Origin of the sequence: Neorhizobium sp. R1-B, from assembly GCF_004368875.1 — a bacterium.
Taxonomy (GTDB): domain Bacteria; phylum Pseudomonadota; class Alphaproteobacteria; order Rhizobiales; family Rhizobiaceae; genus Neorhizobium; species Neorhizobium huautlense.
This window is the reverse complement of record NZ_SOEM01000011.1, coordinates 1-15,272: the sequence shown is the minus strand read 5'-3', so window position 1 is coordinate 15,272 and position 15,272 is coordinate 1. Positions and strand designations below refer to the sequence as shown.

15 protein-coding genes and 1 tRNA gene are annotated in these 15,272 nt (G+C 57.9%); 6 read left to right on the top strand and 10 right to left on the bottom strand.

The features are described from left to right. Positions 1-93: 93 nt before the first annotated feature. The 3 genes from EDE05_RS16060 to EDE05_RS16045 form a co-directional block, all read right to left on the bottom strand. Positions 94-387 carry a hypothetical protein gene (locus EDE05_RS16060; RefSeq protein WP_132411248.1) on the bottom strand — a complete coding sequence of 98 codons (294 nt, stop codon included), beginning with the start codon at positions 385-387 and terminating at the stop codon, positions 94-96. A gap of 433 nt (positions 388-820) precedes the next feature. Continuing rightward, the gene (locus EDE05_RS16050) at positions 821-1,018 is read right to left on the bottom strand and encodes a hypothetical protein (RefSeq protein WP_132411246.1); all 198 of its coding nucleotides are present in this window, start codon (positions 1,016-1,018) and stop codon (positions 821-823) included. Between the two features lie 651 nt (positions 1,019-1,669). Continuing rightward, positions 1,670-1,981, bottom strand: a complete 312-nt coding sequence (locus EDE05_RS16045) for a hypothetical protein (RefSeq protein WP_132411244.1) — start codon at positions 1,979-1,981, stop codon at positions 1,670-1,672. Positions 1,982-2,334: 353 nt separating this feature from the next. Between EDE05_RS16045 and EDE05_RS16040 the strand changes: the two genes are divergently transcribed. The 5 genes from EDE05_RS16040 (at position 2,335) to EDE05_RS16020 (ending at position 6,420) form a co-directional block, all read left to right on the top strand. Continuing rightward, positions 2,335-2,544, top strand: a complete 210-nt coding sequence (locus EDE05_RS16040; protein ID WP_105373168.1) for a cold-shock protein — start codon at positions 2,335-2,337, stop codon at positions 2,542-2,544. A 112-nt stretch (positions 2,545-2,656) separates the two neighbouring features. Next, entirely contained in the window at positions 2,657-2,830 is a 174-nt protein-coding gene (locus EDE05_RS26865; RefSeq protein WP_165924179.1) for a hypothetical protein, read from the top strand. Positions 2,831-3,337: 507 nt separating this feature from the next. Next, entirely contained in the window at positions 3,338-4,009 is a 672-nt protein-coding gene (locus EDE05_RS16030; RefSeq protein WP_132411242.1) for a response regulator transcription factor, read from the top strand. Next, the gene (locus tag EDE05_RS16025; protein WP_207914847.1) at positions 4,009-5,346 is read left to right on the top strand and encodes a HAMP domain-containing sensor histidine kinase; all 1,338 of its coding nucleotides are present in this window, start codon (positions 4,009-4,011) and stop codon (positions 5,344-5,346) included. Before EDE05_RS16030 ends, EDE05_RS16025 begins: the two co-directional genes overlap by 1 nt. A gap of 225 nt (positions 5,347-5,571) precedes the next feature. Further along, positions 5,572-6,420, top strand: coding sequence for a DUF3313 domain-containing protein (locus EDE05_RS16020; protein WP_245505149.1), 849 nt, complete (start codon positions 5,572-5,574; stop codon positions 6,418-6,420). Between the two features lie 17 nt (positions 6,421-6,437). Here EDE05_RS16020 and EDE05_RS16015 read toward each other — a convergent pair whose 3' ends face one another. Genes EDE05_RS16015 through EDE05_RS15995 form a run of 5 tightly spaced genes read right to left on the bottom strand, consistent with a single transcriptional unit; the run spans position 6,438 to position 11,398 of the window. After that, positions 6,438-7,502 (bottom strand): DUF2218 domain-containing protein, encoded by a 1,065-nt coding sequence (locus EDE05_RS16015; RefSeq protein WP_132411236.1) that lies wholly within the window; start codon positions 7,500-7,502, stop codon positions 6,438-6,440. Next, complete coding sequence (locus EDE05_RS16010; RefSeq protein WP_132411234.1) at positions 7,499-8,326, bottom strand: ABC transporter ATP-binding protein; 828 nt, start codon at positions 8,324-8,326, stop codon at positions 7,499-7,501. Before EDE05_RS16010 ends, EDE05_RS16015 begins: the two co-directional genes overlap by 4 nt. Then, on the bottom strand, positions 8,323-9,357 hold the full coding sequence (locus EDE05_RS16005; protein ID WP_132411232.1) for an iron ABC transporter permease: 1,035 nt from the start codon (positions 9,355-9,357) through the stop codon (positions 8,323-8,325). Before EDE05_RS16005 ends, EDE05_RS16010 begins: the two co-directional genes overlap by 4 nt. Before the next feature lie 2 nt (positions 9,358-9,359). Next, on the bottom strand, positions 9,360-10,403 hold the full coding sequence (locus EDE05_RS16000) for an iron ABC transporter permease (protein WP_165924178.1): 1,044 nt from the start codon (positions 10,401-10,403) through the stop codon (positions 9,360-9,362). After that, a complete protein-coding gene (locus tag EDE05_RS15995) occupies positions 10,400-11,398 on the bottom strand; it encodes an iron-siderophore ABC transporter substrate-binding protein (protein ID WP_134101940.1) in 999 nt (332 codons plus the stop codon). The genes EDE05_RS16000 and EDE05_RS15995 overlap by 4 nt, the downstream gene beginning before the upstream one ends. A gap of 315 nt (positions 11,399-11,713) precedes the next feature. Here EDE05_RS15995 and EDE05_RS15990 point away from each other — a divergent pair, with 315 nt between their 5' ends. Then, on the top strand, positions 11,714-13,870 hold the full coding sequence (locus tag EDE05_RS15990) for a TonB-dependent siderophore receptor (RefSeq protein WP_132411226.1): 2,157 nt from the start codon (positions 11,714-11,716) through the stop codon (positions 13,868-13,870). A 47-nt stretch (positions 13,871-13,917) separates the two neighbouring features. Here EDE05_RS15990 and EDE05_RS15985 read toward each other — a convergent pair whose 3' ends face one another. Further along, positions 13,918-14,811 (bottom strand): AraC family transcriptional regulator, encoded by an 894-nt coding sequence (locus tag EDE05_RS15985; RefSeq protein WP_207914846.1) that lies wholly within the window; start codon positions 14,809-14,811, stop codon positions 13,918-13,920. Positions 14,812-15,177: 366 nt separating this feature from the next. Continuing rightward, positions 15,178-15,254, bottom strand: a tRNA-Met gene (locus EDE05_RS15980). Positions 15,255-15,272 lie beyond the last annotated feature (18 nt).

Genomic DNA, 15,272 nt, shown 5'->3' with positions numbered 1-15,272 from the left:
GCCGGCTGGGTATCAACAGCGGCCCCCGTGGGGCCGGAACATCCAATTACGGTCGCGCTTGAGCGTCCGTAGTATGGGAGCGCCTGCCGGGATTTATTTGTTCTTCAGAAGCCATATCTTGCCGACCATGGTGATCCCGTGGGCGGCCTCCTCTGTCTTCACGTCCGGATTGAGACTGCGCATAAGCCCGAGTTCCCGCAATGTATCCAATGTCGCCGTCGTCAGAAATTTGATCTTCTGCGGCCGTTCCCGAAACCGGTCGTTCCTTGCATAGGTCACGGCGGCATTCAGATGTGTCCACTTATTGGCCTCCTGCGGAAACAGATCTCCCTCCTTGGCGAGCTTTAGCCCTCGGATCTGGGCAGGCGTAAGCGTAATTGTGTTCAATGTTCAGTCCTTGAATTGAGTAGAGTAAGCTGTTGGAACCGCCCACGAGGCGGAATTGGCTAGCTTGGCGAACCGTGCCAACATGGCAGTCAGCCCGGCAAATCCGGCATCATGTCGGCGCGCTAACCTCACGCTCGTCTTGTAAGCGGATATCCCTCGGCGTCGTAGAGCTTTCGCATCTGCACACCGTCGAAACGGGCTTCCTCGACCTCAAGAACGGAGCCACGGAGAAGGGCAGCCGGCATGTCCTCGATTGCGAAGCGAAGAGCTTCAGCGGCAGACTCGAATCTTTTATAGCGGAGACTACTCCGCCTCTTGACGGTTTTGCATGGGTACAGCCCGGCGCTGGCATTGTAGTCGAAAACTGCCATGTTTTATCCCTTGCAATCGGAGAAGTTGTCGGGAGGTCAATGGCTTGACACCCCAGGAAATTTCAACGGAAGAAGGAAGGCAGCCTAACGGCGCCTACAACACGTTTTTCGAGACGCTGTTGCATCTCCGCAAGCTTTGTCTCACGTTTTCGTAGAATTTGTCTACTGCGCAAGTCTTGCAGCTTCGCCGCGTTGGATCCTTCTTCAGCGTCCGGGCGCTTGAACAGGCCTGCGGCAGCATGGCTGGCGGTATTGATCATAATGGCATCCTTGTTATGGCATGCGAGACCGAAACAATGTCAGCCGCAAGCATCTCCCGCCGGTAGACGGAATTAGAAACGTTCGCAAAATCAGGGTTAGCCAAGCAACCGGCTGAGCCGGGAGGATCAGATAGCCGAAAAGGCTGAAAACGCAGACCCTGTATATAGCGATGAAAGACATCTCTTTCAAGCCGGCTCGAGATCACCGGCAATCGCTCGGAGACGACCGCCATATAATTCTACGAAGCAGTAGCCTTGACGATACCAAGGCTACCTGCTGTTTGCCGGCGTTCAACCCGAGAGGAGATCACGCTTCTGCAACCGCACACCTCAAAGGGGAACAGCTGGGGTTGCGATGGGTCTTATCAACTCCGCAGCGGCGTCTGCACCATGGAGTGAGCGGCACACCGGAGCGTCGAAATCCAGCGCACCGGTCAGTTCATTTCGGCTTTTTTCCGAGGCTAAGGCTGCTCCCCGCAAGTTTGACCTGAGCTCCCTGGACCGAAGCCGTCGGAGCTACACTCTTATCCTTTTTAGGTTTTCGCGTTTCTCGATTGCTGCGTATCTGTCCCTTGGCCATTTTAGTCTCCTGGAGTGTTCCGATTGCGAGGCCGCTTCTGTTTGCAACCACGGGCCTGAGGCCTCACGTCGCTAAGAAGTGGGATCGACGTGATTCTTTGATAGAGGCAGGAGGGTATCCCGGCGCCCGCTCAGGTAGGACGCGATGTCGACTGATTGCATACCCCTCGACACGGCAGTGTGAAACTGCGTTTCAGGTCGGTGGCTGAACCGGGAGAACGCGATCACTGCCGGGGTAACGCCGGCTTCAAAATGACTGACATCCAAGTCTGCATCTCGAGCACGCTCATCAGCTTCCCCGAGTTCGATATTTTCCCGGTATCCTGGACCGCTGATCCGGACCAGATTGCGAGAGATGCTTTCGGGGTGAAGGGTGGAAGACATAACGTCCTCCTTTCATGGGGGCTGGAGTATAAAACCTTGAAGCCACAGCGCTCTTGAACGGCGACTGACGCTTTCAGCATGCGCTCTTGTCTCGACAAAGGCAATGGCCGAGCAATGGCGAAGGAGATGAAGATAGCTGAGCCTCATAACAACGGTGACCGATCTGATGCCGCTCGGCGTGCCCCCGCCTTTGTGTCAACACAGTTGGGATTTATAGACGGCATATCGAAATTGCTTGTCGAGCTTCGTTTTTGTGCTTTCCCGCACGAGCTTATCTTTCCTTTCAAAATCGATCTTCTGCCGCTGGCATGTCGCCGGACGGCTGACCTATGCGATTGAAAGGATTGATCGTCATGAACAACGGCATCGTAAAATTTTTCAATACCTCCAAAGGCTTCGGCTTTATCCAGCCGTCGGACGGCTCCAAGGATGTGTTTGTTCACATCTCTGCGGTTGAGCGCTCTGGCATGACATATCTCGCAGAAGGCCAGAAGGTCAGCTACGAGCTGATCGAGGATAAGCGGTCGGGCAAGAGCGCGGCGGAAAACCTGCAGGTCGCCTAAAACAGCATCGCTTCAAATCCTTGGCCACGGATGTACTGGCGAGGTTGCCGAAGCGGTCGACAAGGTCGGGCTTTCGCCCGGCCTTTATTTTTGTTTAACGAAAGAATTTTTCATGAAAAAAACCAATGCGGAGCAACTCCTGAGGAAGGCCCATCGCCAGGTTGCAAATACCAGCGGTGGCGGCCATCTCGGCGGCACGAACCATGGCCAAGGTTATGATGCCAAGACGTCTTCGGCCAGCAGGACCAAGACGGACAAGGGTCGTAGGGCCGGCAGCAAGAACTGAGTTTGGCCAGCATAGGCTATAATGGCCCGGTACCGGTGAGAAGGGACGCAAATACGCCCCTTTCTGCCCTTGTCGTTTTGATACCGTTCGCGCCTTGAGTTTAGATCAAGGCGATTTCCATTCGGCCTCGGCACACGCTGCAAGGAAATGGCGACGCACTTCCTCGGGGTCCACTTCCCGCCGGACAGCCGAATAACACGTGAGGAGTGCTTTCCAGTAAAGTGGCCCTGACCTGCACCTGAAGCGCAACTGCATATACCGGATAGCTTGAGCAGGTCCCTCTATCCCTATGTTCGGATAGCCGCCCTGCTCGATAAAAACCGGAAGATTCCAATGCGCGGCAAAGTTGATCGGAATGATCTGACCCAAAGGCCTGCCTCCGGATTAGCCGAGGAAAGCCCCAGCGATGATAATCTTGGGTATCACGAATACAAGCCACTGTCGCGCTATTTCGCCACAAACCGGTCCCGTAATGCTGTCGCAATCTCTTGGGCGGACAAGGCGAGGATGAGGCTTTTATTGATAGAGGACGAGAAAGAGCTGGCGGATGCGCTGTCCAGGGCGTTGAGCAAATACGGCATCCTCACCGACCACACGATGCATCTCGCCGACGCGATCGAATTGACGTGTCAGAATGTCTACGATGCAATCCTTCTGGATCGCCGCTTGCCCGATGGCGAGGGACTGACCTTTATTCCCCATTTGAGACGAACGAGAACGGACACCCCGATTATCGTGCTGACGGCGCGCAATGAGCCGATGGAGCGTGTCGAGGGGTTGGATATCGGCGCTGACGATTATCTGGGCAAGCCGTTTCTCGTCGAAGAATTGATGGCTCGCTTGCGAGCCGTGCTGCGACGGCCGGCAAGTCTGGCGGAACTCCAAATCACAGTGGGACGAATAGTGATTGACCCCTTGCATTTAGGCGTGACCGTAGACGCGATCCCGCTCGATCTGCCCCGACGCGAACTTCTGGTTCTGACGGCGCTGGCGAAGCGAAAGGACAAGGTCGTCCTTCGATCGACGCTTGAGGCGGCGGTCTACAATTACGAAGAAGAAATCCAGTCGAACGCACTCGATGCGCATATTTCCAGGCTGCGCAAGCGGCTGCTCGATGCCGGCGCGGGCATCGCGATCCACAACATCCGCGGCGTCGGGTATCTCCTGAAGGAGGGATGATGCGCGAGGCGCTGAACTCGAACCCTTCGCTTTGGTGGAAACTGAGTTGGCAACTCAGTCTGGTCATCATCGCAGTTAACGCTGCGGTGATCCTCGGGCTTTGCGTATGGGCTGCTACAATCATGTCGCCGAATATTGCCATGGAGGAGAAGATCAGTTCAGCGATAGCGGCGGCCACGACACGCGACAGCCAGGGACGTTTGCGGTTGCAAGAAACGCTGGAGCTAAGGGCGCTCAAGAAGCAGAACACTTCACTCTGGTATGTGGTGGCCACGATAGACGGAGCGTTCGTGTCTTATGGCACCATCCCCACACCCTATAACGAGCTCGCGCATCTGGTTCATTGGTTCTACGACGCCGACATACGCGGGTCCGCTGCGACAAGAGAGGTTGCCACGATTGACGATGCCGAAACAGCAGTCGGCGAGGTTCGGATTCTGTTTGGCGGCGTTGCGGACAAAGGCTCGCCAGTCTTCGCCCTTTTGGTCAGGGCTTACCCGATTTATGTCCCTCTGCTCGGGCTCTCTCTGCCCGCGATTTTTCTCGCCGTTCCGCGGATCGTTGGCCGTGCCCTCGCAAGAGTAAGCGATGCCGCTGACAAAGCATCGCAGATCGGACCCCGCCAGCATGGGGCACGCCTGCCGGTGGAGGGAATTCCCAAAGAAGTCGCTCCGCTGGTGATTGCATTTAACGGAACGCTCGAGCGGCTTGAGAGTGAGCTGAAGAAACGTCAGCGCTTCCTGATTGATGCGTCGCATGAGCTCCGGACGCCGATTGCAATCATGCAGACGCGGATCGACGGAATGCACGACGGACAGGAACGTAAGCGGTTGTTGAGCGACGTGGCTCGCTTGGCTGAAACGGCGGAGCAGCTTCTCGACTTCGAGCGCAACGACCAGGCGATTGCTTCTTACGAGACGATCGACCTTGTCGAAATCGCACGAATGGTGGTTGCCGACTTGGCACCCCAGGCGATCGCTGCCGGCTACCAGATCTCGTTTCAAAATGAGGTGGAGAGTCTCGAACGGCTCGGCAGTCCCTCCGCTTTATCGAGGGCGATTAGCAATCTCGTTCGCAATGCTATCGATCATGGCGGCAACCGCGGGATGATCACCGTCTCGGTCTCGGCCGACGTGCGGATTAACGTGTCCGATGAAGGCCCGGGCATACCGGTAGAACATCAAGAGCTGGTTTTTGAACCCTTCTATCGTGTTACGCCCAAAAACAGAGGCGCTGGCCTGGGGCTGAGCCTGGTGAAACAGATTGTCGCAAACCACAGGGGCCAAGTCAGCCTCAAAAGCGGCATGACCGGAACCCAGGTGACGATCCAGCTCTGATCGGCGTTAGAAGTAACTGGAACCGTACGTGGCGCAGCGCCGCCGCCTGCCGGCGACAGCTCTTCGATTGGAAATGGCCGATGGGCACGGCGATATCCTTGGCTCGAAAACGATCTGTAATGTTGCGGCAACCCTCCGCTCGCACTGTCGCCCGAATACCGCGACGGAGACCAAAGAATGCACAGAAATCCCCAACCCTTTCGCCGATTTCTCGACTATCCGCCAATGCCATCATTGTTCGCATGTCTGGCGCTACTCATCTCCATGGCCGTCACCGGATGTACGTCGATTCCAATAAAAGAAAGCGGCACCCTTACATCATACAGCAATCTTGGCGCTCCAAAAGGAAAGCTGGGCAAGAAGCAACGGCTTTATGTCGATGGCGGGCAGCTAGCCAAGGTGAAGACGGTCCGGATCGTCCCGACAAGTTTTACCTTCATCGCTGCATCGAGGATCAAATCGGAAACTGACCGATCTCTCATCACGAACGCGCTGGACCGAGCCTTATGCGTTGCGCTCAGCGACAAATATCAAATGGTCCCTTCCGACCAACCGGCGGATTTGACGGTGCGCTCCGTCGTCACCGAGATTGTTCCGACGAATAAGGGTGTGGCGGCCGCTGCGACCGTCGTTAGCGTTGGCGGCGGCTTTGCGCTTCCCGACAATATACCTCTTATCGGCATTCCTCGTATACCGTACGGTCTCGGTGGCCTCGCCGTCGAGGCAGAAGCGGTCGATAACTTCAATGTCCAGCGCGCGGCGATGATGTGGGGGCGTGGAGCGAATTTCATACAGGACAAACCCCGTTATTCCGATGTGGGCGACGCCTATAGCCAAGCCACGAAGTTCGCGAGCGATTTTTCGCGAATGCTGATCACTGGCAAGGAACCGAAGATGCTCGACATTTCGGTTCCTTCAAGACATCGAGTGCAGTCCTGGTTCGGTGGGAAGCCGAAATACGCAGCGTGTGAAGCGTTCGGTCGCGCTCCCGGTGTCCAGGGTGCCGTATCGGCCAGATTCGGTCTTCCGCCTGAATGGACCGACAGGAAACCAAAAACGGTCCTAACGCACTGACGCCGGATGCTATGGATTCAGGCGGGATTGCGCTCCCAATACCAGGCTACATACATGTTTTTCCGATCATGCCTGCGGCTTTTCAGGAAGGCGCGGATAGACCGGACATCTTCCTTTTCGCAGGCAACCCAGACAAACGTTTGGTCATCGATGGAAGTGATCGCTTTTTTGGTCTCCTCGGCAAGAACGCCTTTTGCTCCGGGCGGATAGCTCTTCCGATGCAGCCAACGGACTTCGATCATACCTGCCGACGGAAGAGGCTGTTCTTCAGCCTCATCCAACACTTCTATGATCGCCTGGATACGCGTATCCGGCGGCACCTCGGCGGCAATGCGCGCAATGGCGGGAAGTGCACTTTCGTCCCCGGCCATAAGAATGGACTTTGCCTCCGGAAGGCCGCCACCCCCTGGCCCGAGCAGTGCGATTTTTTCCCCGGGCTGCACATCCCGGGCAAAATCGGCTCCGGGAGTTTCGACGCCCGGCGCGGGGTGCTGCAGGAAGTCGATCCAGAGCTCTCGGCGTTCGATGTCGACGGCGCGGATCGTATAGACGCGGACCAGAAGTTCGTCCTCTCCCTCCGGCCATGCCACGCGGCCATCCTCGCGAAGTCCCGGCCACACCGGATGTCTCCCCTTAGGCGGGGCGAGGAGTCGGACATGCATATCCCCGCCGACGAAGGGTGCGACATCGGAACATGCGAACTTCACCCGACGCATGCGGGGAGTCACATCTTCGGCAGAAACGACGGTGACCTCGTGGATATTCGGCAGTATCGACAATGATGCCGGTTCGGACCAAATCAACTCGAGCGGATCGTCCCCGGCAAAATAGAACAGGTGCTCCGCGATAATGGTGCGGCTCATCTGAAGCTCCGATTCCGACGGGCAGGCCAGCTCAATCAGAAGCTTGTGGTCTTGCACGCGAATGCTCGCAGTCCCGGTCTTGCTCGAAAGCAATGCGAGGTTCCCGGTCCGCTGCACCTCTGCATGCTCAACGAAATGCTCGCAAATTTCGTCGAGCATGCTTCCGGCGTCCGTCGGAAGCGCTGTGCCAGAAAGTTTGAATTGCTGAACCGCGTTCATGGCCGGCTCTCCTTAAGATCCTGCTTCATTACCATCCTGTGGCGGCTGATCGGGAGCATGATCGGCCGGCCCGAAGTGGGATCGGCGATGATGCGGCTTTCGAGACCGAAAACCCGTCGCACATTCTCTTCCGTCAGCACATTCTCCGCAGTGCCGGAGACATGTATGCGGCCGTCCGCCATCGCGACGAGATGATCCGCGTAACGAGCCGCAAGATTGAGATCGTGCAAAACCATGACGACGGTGGTTCCGCGGGAATGGTTGAGATCGGTCAATAGATCCAGCACTTCGACTTGATGGCTGATATCGAGAAATGTCGTCGGCTCGTCCAACAGCAGGATTTCCGTCTGCTGTGCCAACGCCATGGCGATCCACACTCGCTGACGTTGCCCGCCGGAAAGCTCGTCCACCGGCCTTTCGGCAAGATCAGAGGTTTTGGTTGCGGCAAGTGCGTCGTCCACCGCCTCGTCGTCCTTACGTGTCCAGCGTGAAAACAGGCTCTGATGCGGATGCCGGCCACGGCTGACGAGATCGGCAACGGTGATGCCTTCTGGAGCGATCGGCGATTGGGGAAGCAACCCCAATGTCCTGGCGAGTTCCCGCGGCGGCGTCCGGTGGATCGACTTGCCGTCCAGCAGGACGTGCCCCCGATGCGGCGATAACAGGCGCGACATTGCACGCAGAAGCGTGGACTTGCCGCAAGCATTGGCGCCGACAATTACAGTCACCTTGCCGGGCGGTACGGCAAGATCGAGTTCATGCAAAATCTCGGTGTCGCCGTAGCCGACCGAAAGTTGGCTGGCGGTTAGAGAATGGACGGTCAAAGCGAACTCCCGGTCCGGTTGGCGCGTACGATCAGAAACATCAGGTAAGGAGCACCCAGGGCGCCAGTCACTACGCCCACCGGATAGCGGCTTGGCAAAAGGAACTGGCCGACGTAGTCCCCTGACAACACCAGCATGGCACCAATCAGAGCCGAAGGAATCAGCAGCGATCCGCGGTTCCCCACGATGCGGGCAGCGATCGGCCCGGACAGAAAGGCCACAAAGGCGATGGGGCCTGTCACCGCTGTCGCAGTCGCAATCATGCCGACCGCCGCCACGATGATCATGATACGGGTCCTCGCGACATCCACCCCCAGGGCGGCGGCGGTATCGTCCCCCAGCCGCAGCGCCTCCAGATCTCGGGTGCGGCTTAAGAGAAGCGCGCCGAAGACAGTGAACGCCATCAGAAGCGGCAGCGCCTGACCAAGCTGTGCTCCGTTGACGCTCCCTGTCAGCCAGCGGACCGCCTCTTGCAGGGTCCAAGCCGGAGCCTGGGAGAGAATGTAGGCGATAAAACTTTCCAGCATCGCCGAAACGCCGATTCCGACCAGTATGAGCCGGGTTCCTGCGGCACCGTTTCTGGAAGAGAGAGCGTAAACCAGCAGCGCGATGCCCATGCCGCCGCCGACGGCAAAGATCGACACGATCGGCCCCTTCAGCGACAGAACGACGATCGCGAACGCGGCGGCTGCGCTCGCACCCCAGCTGATGCCGATGATATCGGGGCTCGCAAGCGGATTACGCAGCATGATCTGAAAGGCCGCACCGCCGAGCCCGAAGCTCAAACCCGCCAGCATCGCAAGCATAGCCCGCGGCAGCCTCAATTGCCCGACGGCGAAGCTCGCTCCCGGGACGTTTTCGCCAAGGAGCACGCGGACGACATCCCCGGGCCGGGTGAAGGATTGTCCGAGCGACAGGGTAAGCGCAAAAATCACGACCACGAGGACCAGTAGGATTGCGACCACAAGAACGTGCCTGCGCGCACGACGGCGGCGGCTTCCAATGATGCGATCGAGGGTGGGGGAGAGCATCGTCACAACTCGCGCACCCGCTGCCGCCGGACTATCCAGATGAAAAACGGCGCACCCACGAGGGCCGTGACAATGCCGACGTCCAGTTCGGCCGGCCTGGCGATGATGCGCCCGACGACATCAGCAGTCAGCAACAGGCAGGCTCCGCTCAATGCGGAAAAGGGCAGCAGCCACCGGTGATCGACCCCGACCAACACCCGGCAGAGATGGGGCACGATCAATCCGATGAAGCCGATGGGCCCGCAAATCGCTGTGGTTGCGCCACACAATAGGATCGCCCCGAGCGCTGCAACGGCACGGGCGGCTGCGACCCGCTCGCCAAGCCCGGCCGCTGTTTCGTCCCCCAAAGCCAGTGAGTTCAGCTTTCGTGCCGACAGAAGGCTAACCGCAAAACCGGCCGCAAGAAACGGCAGAACGGGCAAAACCCGCTCGAAGGTCGCTCCGCCGACGCCGCCTATCTGCCATGAACGGATGCCGCCGGCGATATCGTTTTGGGGCAGCACCACCGCAAGGACCATGGAGGAGAAAGCGACCGATGTCGCCGCCCCGGCTAGCGCCAATTTGAGGGGAGTCGCTCCGCCGCGCCCGAGCGATCCTATAACGTAAACAAAGATCGCCGCACACGCGGCTCCGAAAACCGCTGTCCAGATATAGGCAGCGGCGGAGGCGATGTTGAACCATGCAACGCCCACGACGACGGCAAGCGAAGCTCCCATATTGACGCCGAGAATACCCGGATCGGCGAGAGGATTGCGCGTCACGCCCTGCATCACGGCACCGGCAAGCCCGAGTGCGGCTCCGGCAAGCAGGCCAAGCAGCGTCCGAGGAATACGGACGTTGACCGCCGCCTGACCGATGCTGTCAATCCGTCCGCCTAGAGCCGCGATGATGTCTGCCCAGCCGACGTCGCGCGTTCCGACCGTGCACGAGAGCGCCAGGAGCGCGGCAAGAAGCGCAAGCAGACCCGCCATCCAGAGGCTCCGGCTATGGTTCGAACGCCTGGAGGCCGACCACCGGCGGGATGATTTTAGACCTGCGGCTGTCATTTCGACGTTCTGGCAGCTTCGGCCAGCAGGGCCAGATAATCCCTCAATACCCAAGAGATCGAAAGCGGTGTCGGATTTGCCGCCGTGCCGAGTGGATTCCTGCCCAACATGACAAGCGCTCCCTTTTCGACAGCCTGCATTCTGGCCATCAGCGGGTTCGCCGCCAGCGCATCGAGCAGTTTCTGGTTGCCATAGGTTACGACAAGATCGACATCGTCGAACGCGTCGATGCGCTCCGCGCTGATGGAGCCTGAAAACTTTCCCGGAGCAGAGGCCGCAATGACGCTCCTGGGTGATTTCAGCCCTAGATCCGCAAAAAACTTAACCCTGGTGTCGTTTGTTGTGTAGAAATTGACGATACTCAGATCCGTTGCATCGAGATGGGTGATGAACATCGCCGATTTCCCCTGAAGCTGGGGATATTCGGCAACCGTCCGGGCGATCTCGGCCTCGATCGTCGCGATCAAAGCCTCGCCCTCGGCGGCCATGCCAATCCCAGCGCTGTTGAGGCGGATCATCTCGCGCCAGTCGGTCGACCACGGAGCTTCGGGATAGGCGACAACCGGAGCAATCTGACTCAGAGTGTCGTAATCCGATTGGCTCAGGCCGGAATAAGAGGCAAGGATCACATCGGGATTGGTGGCAGCGACTGCCTCGAAATCAATTCCGTCACCCTCATCGAAAAGCACCGGTTTGTCCGCATCGAGCTCGGCCAGTTTTTCTGCCACCCAAGGCAGGATCCCATCACCGTCATCATCACCGAAATTGGCTGCAGCAAAGCCGACGGGTACGATTCCCAGCGCCAATGGCACTTCATGGTTCGCCCAGGCAACCGTCGCTACCCGCTCGGGCTTCTTGGTGATGGTGGTCGTGCCGAGAGCGTGCCTGATGGTGATCGGGTAGGAGGTGTTCTCGCCAGCAGCAGCGCCGCTGAACGCTATAACCCAAACGCACGCCGCCGCCACCTGCACGGCAGGAAGAAAGAACCGCAGCATCGCGCAAACTCTGCCTCGTATTGTTAAGTGGACTTCAATTCTCAGGTTCATTGAGCGGCGTCAAGTCAGATACTGAGGGCGTATCAAACAGCAGCGAAGTTTCCGTAGGTTTGTACAAAAACGGAGAAATCTACAATACTGGATAAATTCGCTCCAGTTAATAGCTGTAGCTTGGGGACTATCAGACCAGCCATCTCCGTTGTCCGGCCCGGAAAGAGCTCTTGCTTGGCTGGGTGGCCAAGGATGATTTGCGAGACGATTCCCAGAACTCAACATCGGTACTCACCCGTCATTGGTCACAGTTGGAACTGAAACATGGACATCGAAAGAACAGGCAGCCGCTCAAGCCAGGCCCTTATCCGCTACCGGAATGCGGTCCTTTTGGGTTGCACAGCTCTTGCAGCCTTCGTGCCGACGCTCTTGCTTGCCCAGGACACGGAGAGTTCCGGTTCCGATACGACGCTCAAGCCGATTGTCCTTCAGGGCAGCAGCAATGCCGCCGTGCTCGACGTCGAAAACGACTCCAAGTCAATCGTCGCAACGGAGACGACAGGCGTCGGCAAGATGCCGACGGATATCCTTGAAACGCCCGCCTCGGTCTCCGTCATTACCTCAAAGGAAGTCAGGGAGCGCGCCGCTGACAGTATCGAGCAGGTCGTGCAATATACATCCGGCGTGATTACGGACTATTACGGTTCGGATGATCGTTTCGATTATTTCAAGATCCGCGGTTTCACCCCGTTTACCTACCGCGACGGTTTGGTCATCGGCAGAACCTGGAGCGGGATTCGTGAGGAGCCCTATGCCTTCGAACGCGTCGAGGTTCTGAAAGGAGCCAATTCTACAGGCTTTGGGGTTTCCGATCCCGGTGGGTCTGTGAATTATGTTACCAAGACGCCGAAGAGCGAGCGTTTCGGCGAGGCCTATGTCACGGGTGGCTCGTTCGAGCAGAAGGAGGCGGGTTTTGACTTCGGGGATAACATCACCGAGGACGACACCCTCTCCTACCGCCTGACCGGCAAGTTGCAGCGGTCGGACGCCGAATACGATTATTCGCAGGACGACGAAAACTTCATCATGGGCGGCCTGACCTGGCGTCCCACCGATGCGACGAGCCTGACATTCGTGTTCGATCACCTCGACAGGGACGGCACTCCCAGTGGCGGCGGTCATCCGAGGGGCACTGATTTCGACAGGGACCGTTTCTTCGGCGAGCCCGATTATAACTACGACACCACGAACAGGAACACCTACAGTGTCATGTTCGACCACGATTTCGGGGATGGCCTGACCTTCAATTCCAGCGCGCGCTACAGCAAATCCGATACGGGCTTCGGCTACGCCTACATTTATGACGCGTTGGGTGCCGCTGACCCCTCCGACACCATGGTGGACCGCTCGTTCTTCGGCAGCGACAGATCCACTAAGCAGTTCATCGTCGACGCGCATCTGATCTACGAGACGCATGTCAACGACGTGGACAGCCGCACCCTTGCAGGGGTCGAATACAATGCGTTCAACTCGAATGGCGATACCTACTATGGTGCCGCCCCGGGCATAGATTGGGAGAACCCGGTCTATTCAGGTGTGCCGGGTTCGGTTCCGCTCTATACCACTGTGAAAAATGACCAGAAAACGACGGCTATCTATCTCCAGCAGGATCTGACCTTCTTCGACAAGCTGACCGCAAGCGTCGGCCTGCGCAATGACTGGCTTGACCTACGTGAGGACGGCGTGAATGCCTATACCGGCCCATATGGCGGCGAATCCGATCTCAGCGAATTCACCAAGCGCTTCGGCCTGAGTTACAAGATCACCGAGGAGCTCGCGGTCTATACGAGTTATGCCGAGTCTGTCGCGCCGCCGAGCGCAGGGACGGAGCCGACGACCGGCACGCAGTATGAAGTCGGGCTCAAATACCGGCCGGACGCATTCCCTGCTTTGTTCACCGCCTCCGTCTACGACCTGACGATGGAGAACATCACGACATACGAAGCTCCCGTATACCTTCCGGCAACAGTTGAGAAGATCCGGCACCGTGGCATCGATCTTGAGGCGAAAGCGGAGATAACTAACAATATCAACCTGATAGCCGCCTATTCCTATATCGATTCCGAAATCGTCGAGGAGGGCGGCGCCTACGACGGCAAACGCTTCGCACAGGTTCCCGAGCACCTCGCTTCAGTGTGGGGCACATATACGATGGAAGGAAACGGACGCCGCGGCGACATCACCCTTGGCCTTGGCGCTCGCTATACGGGTTCGTACTATTTCGACAACGCAAATACGCGAAAATCGGAAGACGCCGTGGTCTTTGATGCGGCCTTCACCTACAAGATCCAGGAGAACACGACCTTCCAGCTGAATGTCAGCAACCTGTTCGACGAGAAGCATGTCGCCAACGATGACGGCGGGGCGTATTACTACAATCCCGGCCGCGCAATCTATGCGACGCTGCGCCAAACCTGGTGATCAAGCTGGTCCCATCGGCAATACCGCCGGCGGGACATATCCCGAATTCACCGGGGTTGCCTTACCCTGCGCCACGCCGCTGGCGTGTCGCCGGCCAGCTGCCGAAAGGCCTTCGTGAAATGGGCCTGATCGGAAAAACCGAGCCGGGCCGCAATGTCGGCCACCGTCATCTCGCTTTCCGCCAGCAGTTTCTGCGCAAGGCCGATGCGTTTTCCAAGCTGCCACTGCAGTGGCGTTTTGCCCGTTGTCTGCTTGAAGACCGTGGCGAACCAGCTTTCGGACAAGCCTACCGTCGCCGCCATCTCGGTAATGGTCAGGCGGCAATCGCCACGGGCCTCGATGCGCGAAAGGAGCTTGTTCATTTGTGCTTGCGTCAGCCTGCCATTGGCGGCCTTGCCGTCGTTTTCGGGGATATCCAGAAGACCCGCGACAATACTGCCGACGAGGCTCTCGGCATAGACTGCATGCTTCGAGGGACTTGATATCTCGTCGACCAGCAAATCCGCCAGCGTTTCTATCGCGCCGATATCCTGAATTTCGACGGGCCGGCGCAAGGCCGTCAACGCCGCCGAAGTTCCCACCGATGGCGACAGAAATCTCAGCAGCCGATCCCTGTGCATGTGCAGATTGAGATGCGAGAAGCGGCGTATGGACTTGCTGTTTGTCCACATCGGGACACCGGCGGGAACATAGATCGCTCGCGTCATGGGCCGATGATGCTGCGCGAACTCTCCGTCGTGATTCGAGATTCGAATTCGGGACGACACGTCGTCGAAGAATATCATGATGCGCGGGTCGTCGGACAGATAGTAGCCCGTGGCGCCCGACTGGCTCTCAGCCTCCCAAAAGACGCTCACCAGCCCGTCGAACTGGCGCCATTTAGCCGGCGTCACCACCCGAATGCCCTCGGTGCGCCAAATCATGGAATGCCAATAACTCAATTTTCAAATCCACTCTTGCTCGGCATGAATATTGCCGCCTGCGGACGAAACATCCCGAAAAACCTCTCACGCAATGACTTCTCCGGATAGCCCCGAAGCGTCTGTCCGGAGACCCATCTTCTATCCGAATATCCGATATAATATGAGTATTCTTATTGTGTTTACTCATCTTGACAAGCTGCCCCGCCAAAATCGCCAGTCCTAACAAGCCCGTTTTGCCTTAGAATATCAGATACTGGCTCCGCGCTATGAAGATTACGCGCAATTGTTTTTCTGAGAGGTGATGTGTTTCCGTGGCATTGCGTTTCCGGCGCCTGAAACGCAAAAAGCCTCTTGCTAGGGGCTTTTGTGGATCGCAGGGATTTTTGGTTGCGGGGGCAGGATTTGAACCTGCGGCCTTCAGGTTATGAGCCTGACGAGCTACCGGGCTGCTCCACCCCGCGTCACCAAGAATACGGACC

Excerpts from the sequence above, each read along its gene's own strand:
- EDE05_RS16050 (WP_132411246.1), bottom strand. The coding sequence starts at position 1,018 with ATGATCAATACCGCCAGCCATGCTGCCGCAGGCCTGTTCAAGCGCCCG.
- EDE05_RS16045 (WP_132411244.1), bottom strand. The coding sequence starts at position 1,981 with ATGTCTTCCACCCTTCACCCCGAAAGCATCTCTCGCAATCTGGTCCGG.
- EDE05_RS16040 (WP_105373168.1), top strand. The coding sequence starts at position 2,335 with ATGAACAACGGCATCGTAAAATTTTTCAATACCTCCAAAGGCTTCGGC.
- EDE05_RS26865 (WP_165924179.1), top strand. The coding sequence starts at position 2,657 with ATGAAAAAAACCAATGCGGAGCAACTCCTGAGGAAGGCCCATCGCCAG.
- EDE05_RS16030 (WP_132411242.1), top strand. The coding sequence starts at position 3,338 with ATGAGGCTTTTATTGATAGAGGACGAGAAAGAGCTGGCGGATGCGCTG.
- EDE05_RS16025 (WP_207914847.1), top strand. The coding sequence starts at position 4,009 with ATGCGCGAGGCGCTGAACTCGAACCCTTCGCTTTGGTGGAAACTGAGT.
- EDE05_RS16020 (WP_245505149.1), top strand. The coding sequence starts at position 5,572 with ATGCCATCATTGTTCGCATGTCTGGCGCTACTCATCTCCATGGCCGTC.
- EDE05_RS16015 (WP_132411236.1), bottom strand. The coding sequence starts at position 7,502 with ATGAACGCGGTTCAGCAATTCAAACTTTCTGGCACAGCGCTTCCGACG.
- EDE05_RS16005 (WP_132411232.1), bottom strand. The coding sequence starts at position 9,357 with ATGCTCTCCCCCACCCTCGATCGCATCATTGGAAGCCGCCGCCGTCGT.
- EDE05_RS16000 (WP_165924178.1), bottom strand. The coding sequence starts at position 10,403 with ATGACAGCCGCAGGTCTAAAATCATCCCGCCGGTGGTCGGCCTCCAGG.
- EDE05_RS15995 (WP_134101940.1), bottom strand. The coding sequence starts at position 11,398 with ATGCTGCGGTTCTTTCTTCCTGCCGTGCAGGTGGCGGCGGCGTGCGTT.
- EDE05_RS15990 (WP_132411226.1), top strand. The coding sequence starts at position 11,714 with ATGGACATCGAAAGAACAGGCAGCCGCTCAAGCCAGGCCCTTATCCGC.